General features: G+C 45.1%; 22 protein-coding genes and 1 riboswitch. Of the genes, 4 read left to right on the forward strand and 18 right to left on the reverse strand.

Going from position 1 to position 19,572, the window contains the following annotated elements; all coding sequences use genetic code 11:
- Nucleotides 1–11 precede the first annotated feature (11 nt).
- The 4 genes from ACSFXN_RS04515 to ACSFXN_RS04530 all read right to left on the reverse strand — a co-directional run bounded on the left by ACSFXN_RS04515 (nucleotide 12) and on the right by ACSFXN_RS04530 (nucleotide 5,710).
- Entirely contained in the window at nucleotides 12–2,294 is a 2,283-nt protein-coding gene (locus ACSFXN_RS04515) for a ribonucleoside-diphosphate reductase subunit alpha (RefSeq protein ID WP_437148987.1), read from the reverse strand.
- Nucleotide 2,295: 1 nt separating this feature from the next.
- The gene (locus tag ACSFXN_RS04520; RefSeq protein ID WP_437148988.1) at nucleotides 2,296–2,781 is read right to left on the reverse strand and encodes an acyl-CoA thioesterase; all 486 of its coding nucleotides are present in this window, start codon (nucleotides 2,779–2,781) and stop codon (nucleotides 2,296–2,298) included.
- A 155-nt stretch (nucleotides 2,782–2,936) separates the two neighbouring features.
- Nucleotides 2,937–3,119: riboswitch (cobalamin riboswitch) on the reverse strand.
- A gap of 199 nt (nucleotides 3,120–3,318) precedes the next feature.
- The gene (locus ACSFXN_RS04525; RefSeq protein ID WP_437148989.1) at nucleotides 3,319–4,590 is read right to left on the reverse strand and encodes an Nramp family divalent metal transporter; all 1,272 of its coding nucleotides are present in this window, start codon (nucleotides 4,588–4,590) and stop codon (nucleotides 3,319–3,321) included.
- A 292-nt stretch (nucleotides 4,591–4,882) separates the two neighbouring features.
- Nucleotides 4,883–5,710 (reverse strand): undecaprenyl-diphosphate phosphatase, encoded by an 828-nt coding sequence (locus ACSFXN_RS04530; RefSeq protein ID WP_300990686.1) that lies wholly within the window; start codon nucleotides 5,708–5,710, stop codon nucleotides 4,883–4,885.
- 468 nt (nucleotides 5,711–6,178) lie between these two features.
- Between ACSFXN_RS04530 and ACSFXN_RS04535 the strand changes: the two genes are divergently transcribed.
- A complete protein-coding gene (locus ACSFXN_RS04535) occupies nucleotides 6,179–7,480 on the forward strand; it encodes an MFS transporter (protein WP_437148990.1) in 1,302 nt (433 codons plus the stop codon).
- 255 nt (nucleotides 7,481–7,735) lie between these two features.
- Here ACSFXN_RS04535 and ACSFXN_RS04540 read toward each other — a convergent pair whose 3' ends face one another.
- The 13 genes from ACSFXN_RS04540 to ACSFXN_RS04600 form a co-directional block, all read right to left on the reverse strand.
- Nucleotides 7,736–8,017, reverse strand: a complete 282-nt coding sequence (locus ACSFXN_RS04540; protein WP_437148991.1) for a GNAT family N-acetyltransferase — start codon at nucleotides 8,015–8,017, stop codon at nucleotides 7,736–7,738.
- Nucleotides 8,018–8,055: 38 nt separating this feature from the next.
- Nucleotides 8,056–8,796, reverse strand: a complete 741-nt coding sequence (locus tag ACSFXN_RS04545; RefSeq protein ID WP_437148992.1) for a class I SAM-dependent methyltransferase — start codon at nucleotides 8,794–8,796, stop codon at nucleotides 8,056–8,058.
- Between the two features lie 99 nt (nucleotides 8,797–8,895).
- Nucleotides 8,896–9,453, reverse strand: a complete 558-nt coding sequence (locus tag ACSFXN_RS04550) for a cysteine hydrolase family protein (protein ID WP_437148993.1) — start codon at nucleotides 9,451–9,453, stop codon at nucleotides 8,896–8,898.
- Between the two features lie 180 nt (nucleotides 9,454–9,633).
- Nucleotides 9,634–10,110 (reverse strand): glutathione peroxidase, encoded by a 477-nt coding sequence (locus ACSFXN_RS04555; protein ID WP_437148994.1) that lies wholly within the window; start codon nucleotides 10,108–10,110, stop codon nucleotides 9,634–9,636.
- A gap of 31 nt (nucleotides 10,111–10,141) precedes the next feature.
- Nucleotides 10,142–10,579, reverse strand: coding sequence for a MarR family winged helix-turn-helix transcriptional regulator (locus tag ACSFXN_RS04560; RefSeq protein WP_437148995.1), 438 nt, complete (start codon nucleotides 10,577–10,579; stop codon nucleotides 10,142–10,144).
- Nucleotides 10,580–10,601: 22 nt separating this feature from the next.
- Nucleotides 10,602–11,021, reverse strand: a complete 420-nt coding sequence (locus ACSFXN_RS04565; protein WP_300990694.1) for an organic hydroperoxide resistance protein — start codon at nucleotides 11,019–11,021, stop codon at nucleotides 10,602–10,604.
- Nucleotides 11,022–11,149: 128 nt separating this feature from the next.
- A complete protein-coding gene (locus ACSFXN_RS04570) occupies nucleotides 11,150–11,341 on the reverse strand; it encodes a DUF3934 domain-containing protein (protein WP_437148996.1) in 192 nt (63 codons plus the stop codon).
- Nucleotides 11,342–11,457: 116 nt separating this feature from the next.
- Nucleotides 11,458–11,598 carry a hypothetical protein gene (locus tag ACSFXN_RS04575; RefSeq protein ID WP_437148997.1) on the reverse strand — a complete coding sequence of 47 codons (141 nt, stop codon included), beginning with the start codon at nucleotides 11,596–11,598 and terminating at the stop codon, nucleotides 11,458–11,460.
- Nucleotides 11,598–12,080, reverse strand: a complete 483-nt coding sequence (locus tag ACSFXN_RS04580; protein ID WP_437148998.1) for a GNAT family N-acetyltransferase — start codon at nucleotides 12,078–12,080, stop codon at nucleotides 11,598–11,600. Before ACSFXN_RS04580 ends, ACSFXN_RS04575 begins: the two co-directional genes overlap by 1 nt.
- 231 nt (nucleotides 12,081–12,311) lie before the next feature.
- The gene (locus tag ACSFXN_RS04585; protein WP_437148999.1) at nucleotides 12,312–13,964 is read right to left on the reverse strand and encodes a b(o/a)3-type cytochrome-c oxidase subunit 1; all 1,653 of its coding nucleotides are present in this window, start codon (nucleotides 13,962–13,964) and stop codon (nucleotides 12,312–12,314) included.
- Between the two features lies 1 nt (nucleotide 13,965).
- Nucleotides 13,966–14,433, reverse strand: a complete 468-nt coding sequence (locus tag ACSFXN_RS04590; protein WP_437149000.1) for a cytochrome c oxidase subunit II — start codon at nucleotides 14,431–14,433, stop codon at nucleotides 13,966–13,968.
- A 45-nt stretch (nucleotides 14,434–14,478) separates the two neighbouring features.
- A complete protein-coding gene (locus tag ACSFXN_RS04595; protein ID WP_300990701.1) occupies nucleotides 14,479–14,601 on the reverse strand; it encodes a cytochrome C oxidase subunit II in 123 nt (40 codons plus the stop codon).
- A gap of 292 nt (nucleotides 14,602–14,893) precedes the next feature.
- Nucleotides 14,894–15,595: a Crp/Fnr family transcriptional regulator gene (locus ACSFXN_RS04600; RefSeq protein WP_437149001.1), complete on the reverse strand. Its 702-nt coding sequence runs from the start codon at nucleotides 15,593–15,595 to the stop codon at nucleotides 14,894–14,896.
- A gap of 202 nt (nucleotides 15,596–15,797) precedes the next feature.
- Between ACSFXN_RS04600 and ACSFXN_RS04605 the strand changes: the two genes are divergently transcribed.
- On the forward strand, nucleotides 15,798–16,250 hold the full coding sequence (locus ACSFXN_RS04605; protein ID WP_437149002.1) for a universal stress protein: 453 nt from the start codon (nucleotides 15,798–15,800) through the stop codon (nucleotides 16,248–16,250).
- A 273-nt stretch (nucleotides 16,251–16,523) separates the two neighbouring features.
- A complete protein-coding gene (locus ACSFXN_RS04610; protein ID WP_437149003.1) occupies nucleotides 16,524–17,822 on the forward strand; it encodes a murein hydrolase activator EnvC family protein in 1,299 nt (432 codons plus the stop codon).
- Nucleotides 17,823–18,053: 231 nt separating this feature from the next.
- Here ACSFXN_RS04610 and panB read toward each other — a convergent pair whose 3' ends face one another.
- The gene (gene panB, locus ACSFXN_RS04615; RefSeq protein ID WP_437149004.1) at nucleotides 18,054–18,887 is read right to left on the reverse strand and encodes a 3-methyl-2-oxobutanoate hydroxymethyltransferase; all 834 of its coding nucleotides are present in this window, start codon (nucleotides 18,885–18,887) and stop codon (nucleotides 18,054–18,056) included.
- 482 nt (nucleotides 18,888–19,369) lie between these two features.
- On the opposite strand from panB, the gene ACSFXN_RS04620 reads away from it, so the two are divergent.
- Nucleotides 19,370–19,564 carry a hypothetical protein gene (locus tag ACSFXN_RS04620; RefSeq protein WP_301855884.1) on the forward strand — a complete coding sequence of 65 codons (195 nt, stop codon included), beginning with the start codon at nucleotides 19,370–19,372 and terminating at the stop codon, nucleotides 19,562–19,564.
- The last annotated feature ends 8 nt before the right edge of the window (nucleotides 19,565–19,572 follow it).

Consider the following 19,572-nt stretch of genomic DNA (forward strand, 5'->3'; position numbering starts at 1 on the left):
ATGATTCCTCCTTAGCTTTGGCATGCTTCGCATTCTTCAATTTCGGCCTGGGATGTGCTGCGCACGTAGTACGTCGTCTTCAGGCCCTGCTGCCATGCCTTAAAATGCAGCCCCAGCAATTCTTTCGCTTTGATGGTATGCGGCACATAGAAATTGAAGCTGACTGACTGGTCGATATGGCGCTGGCGGGCCGCGTTCTGGCGGATGCTCCAGTTCTGGTCGAGCACGTGGCGCGAGCGGCGGTAGTAATCGTATGTGTTATGGTCCAAATCCGGTGCCGTCACTTTAAATTTGAAGTTTTTCTTTTCTTCGGCGTATTCAACGGCATAAAGCGGGTCGATGCCATCTGTCGAGCCGCCGATTTTTGCAGTCGATGAATTTGGCGCCACTGCCATCATCCAGCCGTTTCGGACGCCGTGTTCTGTGATTTCTTGTTGCAGTTCATTCCAGCGTTCGCTGGTGTAATTTTTGCGTTCAAAATATTCGCCGGTATGCCATTCCGATCCGGTAAATTCGCGGTAAGCGCCTTTTTCCTTGGCGAGCTCCATCGAAGAGCGGATCGTATGGTAAGCAATTTCCTCGTATAATTTATCGGCAAATGCCACCGCTTCGTCTGTTTCCCAGTGGATGCCTTCAAGCGCGAGTAAATGTGCCCATCCGAAAGTTCCGCTCCCCACCGCGCGATATTTTTTATTCGTCGCATCGGCCTGGCCTACGGAAATCGTGTTTAAGTCGATGACGTTATCGAGCATGCGCATCTGGATTGGAATCAACCGCTCCAACACTTCCGCTTTCACCGCACGCGGCAAGTTGATCGACGACAAGTTGCAGACGACAAAATCGCCCGGTTTGCGGATCATCACCAAGTTGCCGTCTTCATCGGTGTATTCTTTCATAATCGTTGTCGCTGACATATTTTGCATTATTTCTGTACACAAATTGCTGCAGTAAATCGACGTGTGCCCTTTGCCGCGCAGGTGCTTGTTCGGGTTCTGGCGGTTGACTTCATCGCGGTAGAACATATACGGCGTGCCGGTTTCAAGCTGCGACACCATGATGCGCGCCATGATGTCCATCGCCCGGTAGGTCTTCCTTGGCAATAAAGGATTGGCAAGCGCTTCTTCGTATTTCTCCGTGAAATGCTTCACGTCGCTTTCGTCATAGAAATCTTCCAGTCCAAGCGCCGTCCCCGCTTCGTCTTTCCAGCCCATTATCTGTTTTACCTGATGCGGGCAGAATGTATGCCATTCACCGGTGCTGCGGCCGCTGTCGTCGGTTTCCTTCAGTTTTTCCATGAACAGATCCGGAATCGCAACGCCTGTGAAAATATCATGCGCTTTCCGGCGCTCGTCGCCGTTGTTCGTTTTCAAATCCAAGAACCCGTTCATGATGTCTTTGTGGAACACATCCAAGTAAATCGCTACGGCGCCTTGGCGCTGTCCGAGCTGGTCGACGCTGACCGCCGTGTCGTTGACCAAGCGGATCCACGGAATGACGCCGGACGAGTTGCCTTTGAACTTTTTGATATCGGATCCGAGCGCCCGCACTTTGCCGTAATAGACGCCGATGCCGCCGCCGTCTTTGCTGAGGCGCGCGATGTCCCAGTTGTTCAAGTAAATGCCGTCAAGCGAATCATCCACCGTATCGATAAAGCAGGAAGACAGCTGGCCGAAGCTCTTGCCGGCATTGGACAGCGTCGGCGTCGCAACCGTCATATAGAGATTGCTCATCGCCCAATAAGCTTCTTTCACCAGATCCAGCCGTTTGTTTTTTGGCTCGTTCTGCATCAAAGTCATTGCAATGACCAGAAAACGTTCCTGCGGCAGCTCATACAAATTCCCCTCGTAATCCTTTGCCAAATAGCGGTCCGCGAGTAAAAACAAGCCGATGTAATTAAACAAAAAATCCCGTTCCGCATTGATTTCTTTCCCGAGCACTTCGATTTCTTCTTCCGAATAGCGCTTCAGCAAGTCTCCTGAATAAATGCCGATTTCACTAAGAGTTTTCACCAGCCCATAGAAATCCCCGTACTTCAGTTCCGCCTGAAAACCCCGATTTTTCGCAGCTTTTTCGTATAAATCGTTTAAATAAAGTTCCGCCGCGACGAATGTCCAATCCGGTTCTGCCATGGAGATGCGGTTGAGTGCATAAATCAGGGATTGTTCCCCTTTAACTGGCCCATCCATGCTTTCCACTTTCTCAAGCATATCGGCTGTCTCCAATTTATAGACATCTCTCGCCCGCAATAAGGCTTTCGTGACTGCATCTGTTTTCGAATGGATTGTTGTATTCATATCAAACCAGCTCCTTTGCAAATTCATTGATTTTCATGCGGCGCTGCTTGCGTTCTTGCGCACTTTGGAACAACTGCTTCTCATTTTCCGTTTCCGGAACTACACCGGGAACCGGCGTCGGTTTTCCATCTTCGCTTACTGCCACCATTGTCAGGATGGCGGTCGTCGTCAAAGTTTTCTCCCCTGTTTCAATGTTTTGGCATTCCGCTTTCACATAAACTTCCATCGAAGTCCGTCCGGTGGAAATCACAACCCCTTCCAGAAGCAGCACATTGCCGACCCGGGCGGACGACAGGAAATTCACCGTATCAATTGAGGCAGTCACCACGGCTTTTCCGCTGTGTTTCATGGCCGTAATGGCGGCAATTTCGTCGATAAAGCTAAGCACCGTCCCGCCGAAAATCGTTCCCATATGATTGGTATCCGGCGGCAGCACCAATTTGGTCTGAATCGTCCGCGATCTGCTTGCTGTAATTTGCTGTGTCATCTTTCATCCTCCAGTCGGTATTTGGGCAAACAAAAAACCCATCTTCTCAGGCGAGAGGATGGGTTGGATAAACGTAAATAATCCAGCGGAAACCGGCAAAAGACCGTGTTCCGCGCAGAGTACCTTCGTTATACCTCCCAGCTCCCGGAGAAGGTCATTAACTTATAACGATGGCAGGTCTCCTGGCTCATGCGTCTTCCTACACTATGTCCTTCCCGTCCATTGATTGGACAGTGGATTGCCATAGTTCGTCAGCACTTACAGTTGCGGGTACAGCTCCGGTTTTTCATCGGATTCCCTATTAAGCCTTTTCAGGCACCATTGTTATTGGTTTTACTACATATAGTGTTGTTATTTATACAATTTACTAAATACTGTATTTATAAACTATAAACCAGATCTTTTTCTTTTACAAGCCCATAATCCAGAGCAAAAATGCAAAAAAAGTCCGAAAGCATCCATATCAGCTTTCGGACCTTCTTAATTACTCCCCCGCTATCTATAAACCCCTACTCGAGGCAAGATTCTGTTTTTCAGTTAAAACAATTTAAGCAGCTCAACGGTCCCCAGGTAAACAAAGACAATGACACAGGCTGTTAAAACGGTATTGGTGACCCAGCCGTTCTTGAATCCCGGGTCCACTCGTTTCGAATTGAGCAGAAGCATTAGGCTGATTGCTAGAAACGGCATGAACAAAGCGCCGAGCGCACCATATAAGATAACAAGAAGCACCGGCTGGCCGAAAAACAGCAGCAGCATCGGTGGGAATGTTAGCCATAGAAGGTAAAAACGGTATGCCGGATCTTTCTTAGAAACCGGCTCATCAGAATCTGTCCCCTTTTTGCGCACCATCCGGACAAAGTCAGCAAACAGGTAAGGCACGCCGTTCCAAACACCCAATAAGGATGAAAATGCGGCAGACCAGGCGCCGATCAAGAACAGCCAGCGGGCAAAAGAACCAAATTGATCGCTATATAGACCGGATAATGCCACTAACCCTTCTTCTCCATTAATTTCAATGCCGGTACCGAACAGGAATTCCGCTCCGACGACTAGTAGAGATAAGGTGAAAATCGCTGTAATGATGTAGCCGGTAGCGGAATCCACTCTCATCATCGGAATCCAGGATTTGCCCACCCAATTTTTTTCGCGGATCCAATAGCCGTACGACGCCATCGTAATCGTTCCACCCACACCGCCGAGCAGCCCTAAAACAAGCAGCAGCGAACTGCCGCCGGTTCGTGGAACAAAACCGCTCACGATATTTCCGATATCCGGAAGAAGAATTACCGCTGACCCGACAACCGTAACAAACATAAGACCGACCATAAGGGTCATCACTTTTTCAAAAAGTTCATAATGGCCGAACAGCACCAGTGCAAGACCGGCTAATCCATGAATGACTGCCCAAGCCCATAGAGGCATAATGGGAAACATGGTTACCATCATGAGGGCGCTCGTCGACATGGCAGCTGCCCCGTAACTGAATCCCCAAATGATGGAATAGACGCCGAAATAACCCGTTGCCCACTTTCCAAGCGAATGCCAGCCTTCCAGAATGGTCTTTCCTGTTGCCAGCTGCCACCGTCCCATTCCTTCTGTAAAGTAAAACTTGAACAAAGAGCCGAGCAGAATAGCCCATCCAAGGGTCATGCCAAAAGCCGCTCCAGCGACAAGAGCCGCAATCAAATCGCCGGTCCCCACTCCTGTTGCAGCGGTTACAAATCCCGGTCCGACCATTTTGGCTTTCTCTTTCAACGTACGTGGTATAGCAGGTACTGATTTTTCAGTGCTTTGAACTGTAGACATTCAAAAACCTCCCTATACATTATAGTTTTCAGTAAACAAAAAATTTCTTAGCTGAAAATACTACTGGTTGGCTTTTAGTAATGAATAGACATTCAGTTGGTTGATTGAATTCATTATAGACAACTATGTGCTTAATTGAAAGAATTTTCAAAAATTTTATATGAAAGGAAAAGCGAGCTGTTTTCTCCACATAGGAAAGGGCTTCTTCAACTTTTTCGCAATAAAAAACCTAACCTTCTCAAAGAGAAGATTAGGTTTTTTTGAGCCGTAGAGGACTGTTGTCCGGCAGCCCTTACAGAAAGAATATATAAATCAATGCTGCAAGCACCAGGCGGTAAATCGCAAAAGGCACCAATTTGATTTTGTCGATCAATTTCAGGAAAAATTTAACGACGACCAGCGCGACGATGAAGGCACTGACAAAGCCGACAGTAAAGAACGGCAACGCGTCCATCGTGAAATATTGCCAGTTTTTAATCAGTGACAAACCGCTGGCGCCAAGCATGATCGGCACCGCCATGATGAACGTAAAGTCAGCTGCCGAATGGTGGCTCATTCTCAGCAAAACACCTCCGGAAATTGTAGAACCGGAACGCGAGAATCCAGGCCATAGTCCAAGACATTGGAAAAGACCCATACCTAATGCTTGCTTGTATGTCATTTTATCAACCGTTTCAGTATGATGAGGCTTCTTTTTCGTGACAAAATCTGCGATCAACATGAGAATCGCTCCAACAACAAGTCCGATCACGACCGTTTCTACAGAAAACAAATACTCATCTATGTAATCTTCAAATAACAGTCCCAGTACGCCGGCAGGGATTAATCCAACAATCACTTTTGTTAAACTAAGGCGCTGCTTTTTTCCTGCTGTCGCTTTTCTATCCAGTCCAAGCAAATCTTTAAATCGGTCTTTAAAAACGATGACTACCGCTAAAATTGAACCTAATTGAATGACTACTTTAAATGTATTCGCTACCGGCTCTGTGTACAGCTCTTTTGACTGTAGCCAAATGTCATCGACGATGATCATGTGACCCGTTGAAGAAACCGGAGCAAATTCTGTCAGCCCTTCAACAATCCCTAATATCATTGCAACAACTAATTCCCATAACTGCATGTTCTTTTCTCCTTTAAAATCAAATGATTAATGCTGTATATAAACTGTGAAATCAGGCAACTGGTGGAAAATTGCCGAAAAAATATGGAAGTCTCAAAGCTTCCAATCCAGGCCGCCTTTTTAGCCTTAAAACTTTATTCGCAGCCCAAACCTTCTTTTACAATGATGATGCCGCTGTGTTCACTCTTAATTATTTTAAACGGTTAATCTGTTTAATCATACACTTTTTTAAAGTCATTTACATCGAGCAACTCAAAATGTGCATGTTATAAAAACATTTATGAGAAGTATATGAACGTTATTTAAAAATATTAAATTTCTGAATCATTTTACTTTATCTTAAATAAAACCAAATACTTTTAATATATTTCAATTATGCTATGATAATAAATTGTGATTTTGATATATTTATTACTTTCACTTTCAATAAAACGGCCTTATTTAGAGGTTTAAAAATGGAGATGCACAATGAAACAACAGACAGGCTACTCTTTTCATTACGGCTGGGTAATCATCGCGCTTGCTGCGCTGTCCCAGTTTTTTTCAGGCCCCGGACAAACCTATTCCAACGCGATTTTCATCGATTACTATATAAGCGAATTCGGCTGGAGCCGTTCAACGGTTACTGCTGTTTACTCCTCCGCCACACTAGCAGCAGGGTTTCTGCTGTTTTTTATCGGCCGGCTGATTGACAGAAACGGCTCGAGAAAAATGGCGGTCATTGTTTCACTGGCCCTGGCTGTTGCTTGTTTTTTCAATAGTTTTGTCACCAGTCTCGTCATGCTGTTCATCGGTTTCTTTTTTATCCGGCTGCTCGGCCAGGGGTCCATGGGCCTTATTTCAAGCTCGCTTATCCCTCAATGGTTTGTCAAAAAAAGAGGGCGAGCCATCAGCATTGCAGCAATTGGCGGTTTGGTCAGTTCCGCGGCATTTCCGTTATTAAATGTTTGGCTGATCGACGCTTTCGGATGGCGCGCTTCGTGGCTGATCCTTGGAGTAATCATCGTGGTCTGCTTTACTCCTCTTGCTTTCTTCCTCATCCAAAACTCTCCGGAAGACATGGGATTGCTGCCGGATAACGGCAGCTCCGCAAAAGGCGGGAAAAATAGCACGCCGATTGTGGAAACCAGCTGGACCGTGAAAGAAGCTTCAAAAACAAAAGCATTCTGGCTGCTTCTCCTCTGCGCTGTCATTCCCGGAATTGTCAATTCCGGCCTGACGTTCCATTTGGTTTCGATTTTCTCTGAAAAATCCCTGTCACTTGAAGCAGCCGCGAGTGTATTAAGTTTAACGGCACTCATTGGTCTTCCGGTCACTTTCCTGACCGGTATCCTCCTCGAAAAGATCAAAGTGCAATATATGCTGGCCGTGGTGTTTGCAGGTGAAATTGTATCGCTGCTGCTGCTGCAAAACACTTCCGCGCTTTCCGCCGCCATTGTCTTCGGCATCATCTGGGGAGTCAGCATGGGGATCGAGCGGATTGTCATGGCAGTCGTATGGCCCAATTACTTCGGCCGGAAGCATATCGGCAGCATCAGCGGCATTTCAGTCGCAATGATTGTTACCGGTTCAGCACTGGGGCCGATGCCGCTTGCTATTGCGTTCGATCAGTTCGGCGGTTATACCGGGATTTTATGGATAATCATGCTCTTTCCCGTGCTGGGCATGTTCGCTGCTTTAGCGGCGAGCCCACCGGTGAAGCCAACTAGCCAAGAACAGCCGGAAAAATTGAAAATCCCTGAACAAGCTGCACCTTTACTTTTAAAGTAAAGGTGTTTTTCACATCAACCCTAAAAATTGCTGCAACGCAAAGCAGCGATTCAACCTACAGTTGACGCATTCAGCACTCCATTTGTTCCGGCCCAATCGGCAATTCAGCAAACTCTCTGTAAAACCATTTTGAATGGACGTCAGGACTTCGGCGTTTGTTCCACTATCATTTTTCTTTCACACAAAAACCATTTTTCGGTAAATTTCACTGCATGCTGATCTGTTTCCGCAACAATGACATAGGGTGAACGTTTGTCAAAGGCCGCTTGAATCATAGTGCTGCCGATTAGTTTCCCCCCTTACATCCGGCATAACCGCTATGTGTTTAATTTCAATCTGGTTTCCGTCTTTGAATTCTACCCCCAGACAGCTGACAATTTCTCCTTTCAGTTTAAAGCCATATAACTTCTGGTTAGCTGCATCCAAATATTTTACGTATTCGGATTCTATCCTTTCCATAGAATCTGCATAACCCAGTAATTCTTTTATTTCCCGGGAAATAATAGCAGAAACCAGTTCTTTTAAAGCTTCTTTCAACGAAACCTATTGTTCGTAAAAGCCACGATTGGTTCAACTTATCTTTTCGCAATCACCAGAAACCGCTTGGAATTGGTGCGGATTCCTTTTTCGGTTCGGTTATTTTCAATAAAGGCATTCAAAGATTCCAAGTCGCCTTCTTGTTCTCCAAAGCCGGGGATGATCGGCGTATGGGTTAAAAGGAAAATTAAGTCTTCCGGCGTTCGGAAGTATTCATCAGAGTCGTAATCATAGGCCTCGACCTTGGAAAAACCGGCTGCCTGCAGTTCTTTTAGGCAGTTCTCTTTTAAGGTTCCGTCTTGTTCTCCAAAACATTGGCCACGTCCGAATGCCTGTTTCAAGTTTGATTTGTCGCCTTCGCTGACTTGCTGGGTCAAGAACCAGCCTCCCTTTTTCAATACTTTGCCGACTTGGTTGGAATCAAACGAACAATGCCTGCTTGATGCTATGTCAAAAAAGCCATTCGGGAACTGGAGATCTTCTGCTGGCTGTTGGAGAAATCGGACGTTTTGTGCAGAAGATTTCATCAGATTAGCACGGGCCGTCTGAACCATTTCCTTTGAATTGTCGATGCCGATCACCAAAGAAAAAGAAGAAGCGATGTCCAGAACCTTTTCTCCTCCTCCGGTGCCGATATCGAGAAGAATGTCTGAAACTGAAGCCCTTTTCACAACCTCTTCATAAAAATCCCAGCCGATGCCTTCCGAAAGGCATTGGATGCTGCTGAAATTCCACCCATTTGTTTTGCCCACTTTGTCATAGAATTCTTGTTCTGTCATTTTAATGAGCTCCTTCAGCTAGTTTTTTTTGCAGTTGTTCATAAAGGAGTTACGGAAAAGTTCGCTTTTGTTATCTTTCCACCTTCATTTTGCCTTGATTTAACCCAGCCTTTCTATTAATTGTTCCGTTGTCAGAACTGTCGCGAATTCCTCATGCAAAGTAGCCAGCGAAACAGCATGCACCGTTTCGGCGTCATAGTGGACGCCGTGTTGGTCTGTCATGGCGAATGCTGCCGTGGCATCCGAAATAAGGTAGGTGTTAAACCCTAGATTGCCGCTCATTCTCGTCGTGGTGGAGACACAATGCGGCGTGGTTAAACCGGCAATGATGACAGCAGTGATTTTGTTCGTTTTCAATTGCTGTTCCAGATCCGTTCCGATAAATGCACTGTTCACTTTCTTAATAATGACCAGCTCATCATTAACTGGCAGCACCGATTTTTTTATAGCGAAACTCTCTTTAGCCGGATGGAAGAGGGACTCGGGATTTTCCGATTGGTGTTGAATATGGATCGTGAAGCCCCCTTTTTTTCGCCACCTTTTTAAAATTCTCTCCATATTTTCTTCTGCTTCCGGATTGTTTCGCTGGCCCCATTTTGGATCGTCAAAAGCTTTTTGTACGTCAACTAAAATCAAAGCGGTTTTTTCATTTTCCATCTGTCTTCCCCCTAAAAAGCTTAGTGCTTTTATCCTTTCTTCTTTTCAGTATTAAAATCCTTTTTATTTGCCAAAGCAGCTGTTTCCAAATAGCTTGCCCAGATACTCATTTCTATTGGCATATAACACGACAAAAAACCCCGGAGCAGCGATTGCTCCGAGGCGTTAATTTGCCGAGTTTCATTTTGCCAGCATATTTTGAATATCGCTTTCAAATGATTCCGGTTTGTCTTTTGGCGAATATCTTCCAGTAACATGTCCTTCTGAGTCCACCAGGAATTTTGTGAAGTTCCATTTGATGCTGCTGCCCAGAAACCCTTTGCTGTGCTCTGTTAAGTATTTGAACAAGGGATGGGCTTCTTTGCCATTGACTTTGATGATTTCATGCATCGGAAAAGTCACGCCATAGCTCATTCGGCATGCTTGTTCCGCTTCTTTCGCGTTTGCCAGTTCCTGGGCAAACTGATCGGATGGAAAACCAAGAACGACAAGCCCTTGATCTTTATAAGTCGCATATAAATTCTCGAGACTTTCGAATTGATCACTGAGACCGCATTTGGTCGCTGTATTGACAATCAGCATCGTTTTTCCTTTGTATTCGCTCATTGGATAAGTTTTTCCGTTTGAATCCGTTACAGTTAAATCAAATATGCTCATTGCAATCGCTCCTTTTCTTGGCACTGTCATCCTACAAGTCCATTTCGCCGAAAAACGTATTCAATTCCTTGAGGTTTTTCATTAGAGTAATAGCGTTGACATCCAGGAAGTTGCAGCTCGTGAGTTTTTCCACAACAGCCTGCTCAATCGGCTGCTGCTCGCTTTTCGCTTTCTCCGTCAGTGAAATAATGGATGCCCGTTTATCATCAGGCGACTGTTCCTTCACAAGCCGCCCCCGTTCAATCATCCGGTTGATGATTGGATTCAGCGTTCCCGTTCCAAGGCCGAGCCTGCCTCCGATGTCTTTCATCAGCAACTGGTCTTCATCCCATAAAACGAGCAGCACGAGGTATTGGGGGAACGTCAAATTGAACGGTTCGAGCACCCTGGCATACATTTTCGTGAAATTGCTTGATGCTTTATAGACTTCAAAACATAATTGCTGTTCAAGCTTTGAAGGCTTGTCCATTTTGATCACACCCACCATCTATTTAGATAACAACAATCTCCACATCGACGGAATCTTTAATCGCTTTGGAATACGGGCAATATTGATGAGCTTTTTCCACGTATTTGTGTTTCAATTCATCATCTATGCCTGTAATGTCCACTTCGAGTTTAGCTGCCAATTTGACACCGCCGTTTTCTTTGTCTCCAATGAGGGAGATCGTGGCTTTAACTTCGCTTTTTTCCACTTTCACCTTGTCTTGTTCCAATACCAATTCCAGCGCGCTATTAAAGCAAGCGCTATAACCTGCCGCAAACAGCTGTTCAGGATTAGTGGCTGTTGTAGCTTCTCCTCCAAGTGCCTGCGGTTTTGCGACGTCCATGTAGAAGATATTATCCTCCGAATAGACTTCCCCTTGTCTGCCGCCCGTATTGATGATGGTTGTTTCGTAAAGTGATTTCATTTTTCATTCCTCCCACACATTTGTATCGTACACGATTTATAATAAAATAAATCGCAGGCGATGTAAAATGATGTGTTTGGCTTTTAATTTTGCCACAAAAAAAAGCTGCCATCAGAGGCAGCTCTTAATTAATCCATATCAACCCAGCCTGATCCTTCTTCTTTAGGCTGCCTGTCGATTTTTGGCTCGTTCGCTTTTTTATTTTTGCTGTTGTATGGCTTAGCGCTTTTCGCTTTGTTGGCGCCCGCTTGCCAGCGAGTCCAGCCTTTTTTGCCGGTCCCTCTTCCGATGCCGCTTTTTGCTTTGTCTTTTTTAGTCATGTTATCACTCCCGTACTGTTGCACTATTCTAGCGCGATGACATAAAGCTTATCACATCCGGCACTAAGAGTGAACTTTTTTCTCCGCCTCGGAATCAGCGCAGTTTGTTAGCCCCTTTAAGAAGAAGTAAAAGTCCAATTGGCAAAATCGGCAAACTCGAAAAGTGCAGTTTTCTTCATTGTTGCCTGATTCGCCGTTCCTGCTCCAGCATAGAGTAGACCATTGAATCCCGCCAGCGGCTTTATCGTATACTCCATCATTCCACTTCCTTCTGCGTCTTTGTAAAATAGACGAGCGTCGCCTTGCTGTTCAATTTACGGCTGACGCCTGTCCGGACATACCCCGCCTTTTCATATAAATAACAATTGCCTTCCTCTTCAAGTAAGGTCGCAAGCTCCCATGTGCCGGCTTGCGGAAATGAACCTTCGGCCAGCTTCATCGCTTCCTGCGCAATTCCCCGACCTTGAAAATCCGGATGAATAAACAAGGGGCTGATCCAGAATCGGCTTTCTTCTTTCCAATGGACGCGTATTGCTCCGCAGAACTCGCCATCTACAAAAATTTTGAAAAACTCGCTATCGGGACGGATGATGCGAGAAGCCACTTTTTCTACAGATTCATTTGCCGGACTGGTGTCATAATCCTGATATTTCTCCAGCAGCGGCCGGAAAGCTGCCACTTGCAGGTTGAAAATGGATTTTGCATCCGATTCCTTTGCTTTTACCAGTTTTATTTTCATCTCGTTGCCTCGCTTCTTTTAGCCATACTAATGAATTGTAGGATACCATAATTTCGAAAATTCCATCATTAATTTTCGTAAATTAAAAAACTGCCTGCTCCGAATTTCTCCGGCGCAGGCAGTCGTGCTTTGCTCTTAATATTCTTCCGTGCTGGTTTCAACGAGCATTGCAGTAAATACGATAAAGATTACCATCAACGACAGCAATGTTACGAACATTTTCCTCATCTCCTACCATGTTTTGAATCCTTCAGAGCCAGGCGGTGCGTGCTGGATCATACTGCTAAGCGGAATCGCATAAGCGATGAAAATCAGCGCAAACGCAATGCCGATCCAAATCTTCCAGTTTTCCAAAAACTTCGGTGAGCTTTCTCTGTCACTTTCAGCCAATGGAAACTCGACGATGTCTTCCGGTTTTACAGCTTTCGGTGAAAGGAACATTGTCATGACAACAATATATATTAATATCATTGCCGACAGGAACAAGATGCTGCCCCCGATCGCCATGGTGACATGGCTTGTCACTATGCCGTCAAACCATTCCAATGCAGAAGGATGGTTGTTGTAAGCTGAATAAGCTGTCCGGCGTGGTGCACCCAGAAGCCCGAGTATGTGCTGGGCAGTCGACATCAGCAGCATGCCGATCGTCCAAGTGATGATCTGGACAAAACCGAGTGTCTGCATCGACTTCGTGAATTGGCGTCCGGCCAGATAGGGAATCAGCCAGAACGTCATTCCCATGAACGTCATCGCCACGGGTGTGCCGACTGTGATGTGGAAGTGGCCGACAATCCAGAGTGTGTTGTGGACGACTTCGTTCAATTGGAAACTTGCATTAATAATACCGCCGGCGCCGCCGGGAATAAAGAACGCCATTGCGATGAAAATCGATGTAAAGCGGACGTCTTTCCATGGCAGCATTTTGAACCAGCCAAACAGACCTTTTGCGCCTTTTTTGCGTCCAGATGTTTCAAACGTTGCAAACATTGAGAAGGCAGTCATGAGTGACGGAACAATAACCATGAATGTCAGCACAACCTGCAGGAACTTCCAGAAGTTCGAAATGCCGGGTTCAGTCAGTTGGTGGTGGAAACCCACCGGAATCGAGAACAGAATGAACAAGACAAATGACAAACGTGCCAGTGAATCACTGAATACTTTCACGCCGAGAAGTTTCGGCACGATCAAATACCAGGCCATATAAGCCGGCAGCAGCCAGAAGTACACAAGCGGATGCCCAAAATACCAGAACAGCGAGCGGCTCAGTTCAACGTTGATGGTATCTGTCCAGCCGAACGCCCAAGGAATGTACTGGAAAAGAACCGTTGCTACTACTCCAAGACAAGCAATGAGCCATAAAACGAGCGTCGCGATGGTCATGAAAGCGAACAACGGGCTCATTTCACCTTTATGCTTTTTGCGCCATACCAGGTAATGCCCAATCAAGGCAAAGCTGCTGATCCACGTTCCGACCACATATAGGGCAAGTCCGACATAATACCAGCCGCTTGCTTTCAATGGTGCATAGAATGTATAAAGCACGGAAGCTTCCCCGATTACAATCATGACGGTTGCCATCACTGTACCGATCAATGTCACCCAGAAACCAATCCAGGAAAACAGCCGGACTTTCGGGCCGAACGTTCCGAGGGTTTTGCTCATGCCAGTAACAAAAAAGCCAAAAATGAAAAATGCTGTATAAATAAGGGCAAGCAGCACACCATGTGCCGTTAAAATTTGATAGTAATCGAGCCAGGCAGGCAACTGCAAGGCATCATTCCAGATAAAAACCTGAAGCAAGCCGCATAACGTACCTATTAGAAATGCTATATACGCGACACCGATATTCCATATTGCGATTTTCCGATCTTGTACAGCAATCATTTCAATACACCTCTATTTCGTTGAACATCATGTGGTGGCCCGTACCGCAATATTCGTTGCAAAGAATCAAATACTTTCCAGGTTTCTCGAATGTGTAGGACTTAGTGGTAATTTGTCCGGGAACCACCATTAAATTGACTTTCGTGTTATCAATGGTAAAACTGTGGACGACATCCGTGCTGGTCACTTTAAAGATGATTTCTTTTCCGGCAGGCACTTTCAGTTCCGGTGCATTATAACCGAACGCCATTGATATGACTGCCACTTGGTACGTATCGTCATCAAGCTGTGTTACTCCTGGCTTGTCAAAAGGAGCTGTTTCATTTACTTTTTTGGGATCGATGGTTTCCATCCCTCCCGCTGGTGTGTGATCATGGGAAAATGCGCTGACTCCCACTACACTCAAAAATACAACCAAGGCGGCACCCCCGAAAGCCAGCCAGATTTTTTCATATTTATGAAGATGCATCTTAATCTACTCCTTTTCTCTTCCTGCATAGATAAACCGCCCGGCTCATCTTGCTACATACATTAAATAAACCGCAACCCACATGGCAATAATGACGATGCCCACGAAAAACACACTGATTAGCGTTCCTCTCAAATCGGCTTCCGGCTCCTGGATTTTTTTGCTCATTTTCCCTCACCTCTTATTATCCTTCTCTTGTGTTCAGAGTAATCCTTTAGTCACTAAAGCATTGTGATATATATCACACCTGCATTATTTTTTACAGCAGCTGTCAAATTTTAGACAAAATAAGAAGCTGCACCGGATTTTCTTCGGTGCAGCTTCTTTTTTTGCCTTATTTTTTTGCTTATGCCCAACTTTGGAGTGTTTATGCCCGACTTTTGCTAATTTATGCCCAACTCTGAAGGGTTTATGCCCAACTCGGAGCGGTTTATGCCCAACTGGTTGTTTCCTTCATTTCTCAATCAATTCTGCAAAAAGAGATCGGGCAATTTTCGCAATTAATTTCGTCTTTTAAATGGCGAAGATCACGAATCAGCAGTTTTCCTTCTACTATTGAAACTTTTCCTTGTTTTTTCAAATCACTCAATAGACGGTTTACCACTTCACGTGTCATCCCGCAGAAATTGGCCAGCTCCTGATTAGTCAAAGCCATATCAATCAAAATACCGCCGTCTTTTTCCACCCCATAACTATTGCATAAACGGATCAACGTCGAATACAGCGCCCCTTTTTTGCCGTGCAGCATAAGGTCGCGGAATTTTGTCTGGGTCTTTTGCTGGTCAATCCCCATCCATTTCATAAACGCCACAGCCAGCTTGGAATTTTCGAGCAATGCATCTTCCAGGTCTTCTATAGCAGTTTTTATGCAGACGACGTCTTCAATTGCTTTAGCATCCAGCATATAAAGGGGGTGATCCGAAAAGATAGTCACTTCTCCCACTAATTGGCCGGGTCCACAAATGCGTAAAGTCAGCTCTCTTCCATCAGGTGTGATTTTTCCAATTTGCACTTTTCCTGAACGAATAAGATAAATGCCTTTGACGGTATCCCCTTCGCGGAATAAATAGGCGCCTTTTTTGTATTCTTTAATCATATGACGTATAGACAGCAGTTCTTTTAGTTCATCGGATATGTTTGAACTTATCGTTTTCTCTTTCATACGATCACCTCGCTGCTACTTTGAATTTTCACGTCTTTCTATTGAATAAAGAGTAACATAATCTGTATTTAATAGCTTTACAATTTCCTGAGAGCTTTATGCCCATTTATTTTTTGGACAAATTTTCCTTTAAATTTATTAAAAAGAGGGAACGCAGGTTTAATTGTCGAAGTATATCAGTATAGAGAAGGAGGAATTTAACATGACTATGCTATATAAAAAGATACTAGTCGCTGTAGATGGTTCTAAGGAAGCCGAACTGGCTTTTAGAAAGTCGGTAGGAATCGCAGCGCGCAACCAGGCGGCCTTATACTTAACCAGTATCATAGATAACCGCTCATTTGGGACAATCGAATCTTATGGCCGTGAATTCGCTGAAGAATCTAAAAGACAAGCGGAAAGTTTGCTGTCAGAATATAAAAACAAAGCAGTCGAAGCTGGAGCAACGGAGGTCCATATTGTAATTGAAATGGGTTCTCCTAAAACGCTGATTCCAGTGGATCTAGTTCGCCGCTTCAATATTGACCTGATCATTTGCGGAGCGACAGGCACCAATTCTGCTGAACGTATTTTTATGGGAAGTGTCTCTGAACGCATTGTTCGCGCCGCAAAATGTGACGTTTTAATTGTTCGGACTGAAGAAAAAGAAGCTTAAACTTTTTAAAATAATATAAAAAAAGCTTTTCCTTTTAAATAAGGAAAGGCTTTTTTTGTGATGATTCTTTGAATCTCAAAGCGAATGGCGGTACTTTAGGCTTTCTCTCTTTTAAAAAATGATACATAACTGTAATAAAAAATAGATTTTTATGATGTTACAATACTATTGTCGGTTTTTTTATAGGCGGGTTCATCTGTTACATATAGCGAGATTTTTCAATCTACATATAGATTTATTATAGAGTTACATAGTTGGAAGGGGAAAAGAAAAGTGAATTTATTAACCAAATGCACAACCGCTGTAATCGCAGCCATCATGGCTTTGTCAATTTCGATTCCTGAAGCGAATGCGGATAAGCTAAGCGACTTGGAAAGCAAGAAGCAGCAAGTTGAACAGAAACAAAACGAATTGAACTCAGGCATTCAAGAAAAAGCAGGACAAATTTCTCAAAACCAGTCAAAGCTTGAAGAGATTGCCGGCAAAATTTTTGAATTGGACAATAAAATCCAAGAAACACAAACAAAAATTGATGAGGTCCAAGCTCAGATTGATCAAACAAAAACAGAAATAGAAGCTTTGCAAGCTTCCATTACAGAGCTGCAGCGCAAAATTGATGAAAGAACTGTCTTGCTGCAAGAACGCGCACGCGCGATTCAATTGAGCGGCGGATCTGTAGATTACATAGATGTATTGCTTGGCGCGAACAGCTTTATCGATTTTATCGACCGTTTTTCGGCAGTAAACACATTAATTGAAGCCGACCGTGAAATCATGCGTGAACAAGCGGAAGATAAAAAACTGCTCGCTGAACAAAAAGCACAAGTGGAAGCGAAGCTGGCTGAACAGGAAGTCCGGAAAGCCGAGCTTGTGAATCTGAAAACATCTCTTGATGGCCAGAAAAAAGAGCAGGCACAGCTTGAAAAAGAATTGAAAGCCGAGCAAGAACGTTTGGCTAATGAAAAAGCGGCTTTGGAAAAAGAACATCAAAAACAAATGAACATCAGCGCGGGCTTGGAAAGCCAGATTGCTAAAGAACAAGCCCGCCTTGCCGAAGTGGCAAGACAAGCGGAATTAAAACGCCAGCGCGAAGCGGCAGCTGCCAGAAAAGCACAGGCGGCACGCAGCTCATCTGTTTCCCAAGCTTCGATGGCGAGAGTCGGCAGCTCGACATTCATCAAACCGGCAGCTGGCCGCTATACATCCGGTTTCGGTGGACGCAACATCGGTGCAGGAGCAGAAAACCATTTAGGACTTGATATCGCAAATCCTACTGGAACAACAATTGTCGCTTCTGCAAGCGGGTATGTTTCATACGCTGGCTATATGGGCGGTTACGGAAATGTTGTCATCCTGACCCATTCGATTAACGGGCGGACTTATTCAACTGTGTATGGCCACATGAACCGCCTCGGCACTTCTGTTGGACAAGCAGTTTCCCAGGGCCAGAAAATCGGTGAAATGGGAAGCACAGGACGCTCTACCGGTCCTCACCTTCATTTTGAAATTCATATCGGCTCTTGGAACGGTGCACGCTCTAACGCAGTCAACCCGGCACCATATATCCGATAATAAAAACCAGCAGGTATCTCTTGGATACCTGCTGGTTTTAGCTTGTTGAAAAACTTCTATGTTCTTCTTTCATTTCGCACCAATGCGAACGCTTTTCGCGGGATGCGAGTCCTAAGCCTCCTCGTTCACTTGCGAAAACCTTGTGCTCCTGCAGTGCTGCGCACTTCGTCGCAAAGACTTGGCCTCGCAGGCTTCGGCCAATGTCTTGCCTGCTGGTTTTATTTTTCCTTGTTATTTACCGCCGTACAATTGCTGCAGTTCTTCTTCTTTCATCGTGAAGCGGTGCTCTTCTGCCGGGAACGCACCTGATTTTACTTCTTCAACATAAGCACTGAGGCCGTTTTTCATAATTTCACCCGTCTCTGCATAGGAACGGACAAATTTCGGCAGATGGTGCGAGCCGTATTTCAATGTGTCATGGTACACCAGCACCTGGCCATCTGTTTCGGCACCTGCTCCGATGCCGATTATCGGAATCGACAACGCAGCTGTCACTTCGCGTGCCAGCTGATAAGGGATGCATTCGAGGACCAGCATACAGGCCCCCGCCGCTTCGCATGCTTTCGCATCTTCGATAAGTTTTTGGGCCGCATGTGCTGTTTTTCCTTGCACTTTATAGCCTCCCAGCACACCTGCTGTCTGCGGCGTCAAGCCGAGATGCCCCACTACCGGAATGCCGGTGCGTGTCAGCAGTTTGATCACATCAATCACTTCATCGGCACCTTCAAGTTTCAACGCTTCCGCGCCGGTTTCCTGGAAAATCCGCATCGCCTGCTCAAGTGTCCGGTCAAGGCTTCCATGGTACGAGCCGAACGGCATATCGACCAGTAGAAACGTATCCCGTGCGCCTCTCCGTGTTGCTTTTCCGTGGTGAATCATGTCTTCAACCGTCACTTTCACGGTTGAATCATAGCCAAGAACGACCATGCCCAGTGAATCGCCAACCAGAATAACATCCACTCCCGATTCTTCCGCAAGTTTTGCTGATGGATAATCATAGGCCGTGAGCATGGCGATTTTCTCGCCTTGTGTCTTCATTTTGATAAATGATGCTGTGTTTTTCATTTTTTTCTCTCCTTCCGGGAGGAAAACCAGCCAAAAAGCCCGTCGGTCCCAAACTGGACAGACGGGCAGAAATTTAAAAAGTAGGTTTCTCCGTCCCTGTCAATTTCAGATCAAGGCAGAACTATGCAGTTGCTGATATTAATGGTTTTACCGGTGCAGTTCGGTTAAGATACTGCCCTCACCATCACTATATCAGATGTCATGCTGGAGTTACAATCTTCAGTTTTTAACAAAAAGCAAGGCTAAGTTTCCTAGCTTTACTTCTACAGAAAGAGAGAGTAAGATTTGAATAATCAGAGAACTATAGCGTTTCTGATTTGGAACTTGGGGTTAGTATCAAGGTAAGCTGTTCATGATTTAAATAGAGGCATTCACCTTTTGGTTGGATGTGGCAGACATTAGTGTTGTAAACAACGTCGAAAAGAATTTAGCGATTCTTTTCGGCTTTTTTGGCATTTGAAAAAGAAAGGATGGTGATTACAATGAAGTATATTGTTGACCACAATAAAAAACATGTCCATGAACAGCAATATGCACTCGGCCGGTGCTCAGTTGAAAACGTGCCTTCCGAATCTATAGAGTATACCAACTCACACGATTATATCAGAAGTCTTGAAAACGAAAAGTTCTATGTAAGATGCCCGTATTGCCATGAAGTTCCTCTTCTCATCGATTAATGATGCAA

The sequence above is a fragment of the Planococcus sp. 1R117A genome (assembly GCF_051417975.1).
GTDB lineage: Bacteria > Bacillota > Bacilli > Bacillales_A > Planococcaceae > Planococcus > Planococcus shenhongbingii.

Excerpts from the sequence above, each read along its gene's own strand:
- ACSFXN_RS04515 (WP_437148987.1), bottom strand. The coding sequence starts at position 2,294 with ATGAATACAACAATCCATTCGAAAACAGATGCAGTCACGAAAGCCTTA.
- ACSFXN_RS04520 (WP_437148988.1), bottom strand. The coding sequence starts at position 2,781 with ATGACACAGCAAATTACAGCAAGCAGATCGCGGACGATTCAGACCAAA.
- ACSFXN_RS04525 (WP_437148989.1), bottom strand. The coding sequence starts at position 4,590 with ATGTCTACAGTTCAAAGCACTGAAAAATCAGTACCTGCTATACCACGT.
- ACSFXN_RS04530 (WP_300990686.1), bottom strand. The coding sequence starts at position 5,710 with ATGCAGTTATGGGAATTAGTTGTTGCAATGATATTAGGGATTGTTGAA.
- ACSFXN_RS04535 (WP_437148990.1), top strand. The coding sequence starts at position 6,179 with ATGAAACAACAGACAGGCTACTCTTTTCATTACGGCTGGGTAATCATC.
- ACSFXN_RS04545 (WP_437148992.1), bottom strand. The coding sequence starts at position 8,796 with ATGACAGAACAAGAATTCTATGACAAAGTGGGCAAAACAAATGGGTGG.
- ACSFXN_RS04550 (WP_437148993.1), bottom strand. The coding sequence starts at position 9,453 with ATGGAAAATGAAAAAACCGCTTTGATTTTAGTTGACGTACAAAAAGCT.
- ACSFXN_RS04555 (WP_437148994.1), bottom strand. The coding sequence starts at position 10,110 with ATGAGCATATTTGATTTAACTGTAACGGATTCAAACGGAAAAACTTAT.
- ACSFXN_RS04560 (WP_437148995.1), bottom strand. The coding sequence starts at position 10,579 with ATGGACAAGCCTTCAAAGCTTGAACAGCAATTATGTTTTGAAGTCTAT.
- ACSFXN_RS04565 (WP_300990694.1), bottom strand. The coding sequence starts at position 11,021 with ATGAAATCACTTTACGAAACAACCATCATCAATACGGGCGGCAGACAA.
- ACSFXN_RS04570 (WP_437148996.1), bottom strand. The coding sequence starts at position 11,341 with ATGACTAAAAAAGACAAAGCAAAAAGCGGCATCGGAAGAGGGACCGGC.
- ACSFXN_RS04575 (WP_437148997.1), bottom strand. The coding sequence starts at position 11,598 with ATGGAGTATACGATAAAGCCGCTGGCGGGATTCAATGGTCTACTCTAT.
- ACSFXN_RS04580 (WP_437148998.1), bottom strand. The coding sequence starts at position 12,080 with ATGAAAATAAAACTGGTAAAAGCAAAGGAATCGGATGCAAAATCCATT.
- ACSFXN_RS04585 (WP_437148999.1), bottom strand. The coding sequence starts at position 13,964 with ATGATTGCTGTACAAGATCGGAAAATCGCAATATGGAATATCGGTGTC.
- ACSFXN_RS04590 (WP_437149000.1), bottom strand. The coding sequence starts at position 14,433 with ATGCATCTTCATAAATATGAAAAAATCTGGCTGGCTTTCGGGGGTGCC.
- ACSFXN_RS04595 (WP_300990701.1), bottom strand. The coding sequence starts at position 14,601 with ATGAGCAAAAAAATCCAGGAGCCGGAAGCCGATTTGAGAGGAACGCTA.
- ACSFXN_RS04600 (WP_437149001.1), bottom strand. The coding sequence starts at position 15,595 with ATGAAAGAGAAAACGATAAGTTCAAACATATCCGATGAACTAAAAGAA.
- ACSFXN_RS04605 (WP_437149002.1), top strand. The coding sequence starts at position 15,798 with ATGACTATGCTATATAAAAAGATACTAGTCGCTGTAGATGGTTCTAAG.
- panB (WP_437149004.1), bottom strand. The coding sequence starts at position 18,887 with ATGAAAAACACAGCATCATTTATCAAAATGAAGACACAAGGCGAGAAA.
- ACSFXN_RS04620 (WP_301855884.1), top strand. The coding sequence starts at position 19,370 with ATGAAGTATATTGTTGACCACAATAAAAAACATGTCCATGAACAGCAA.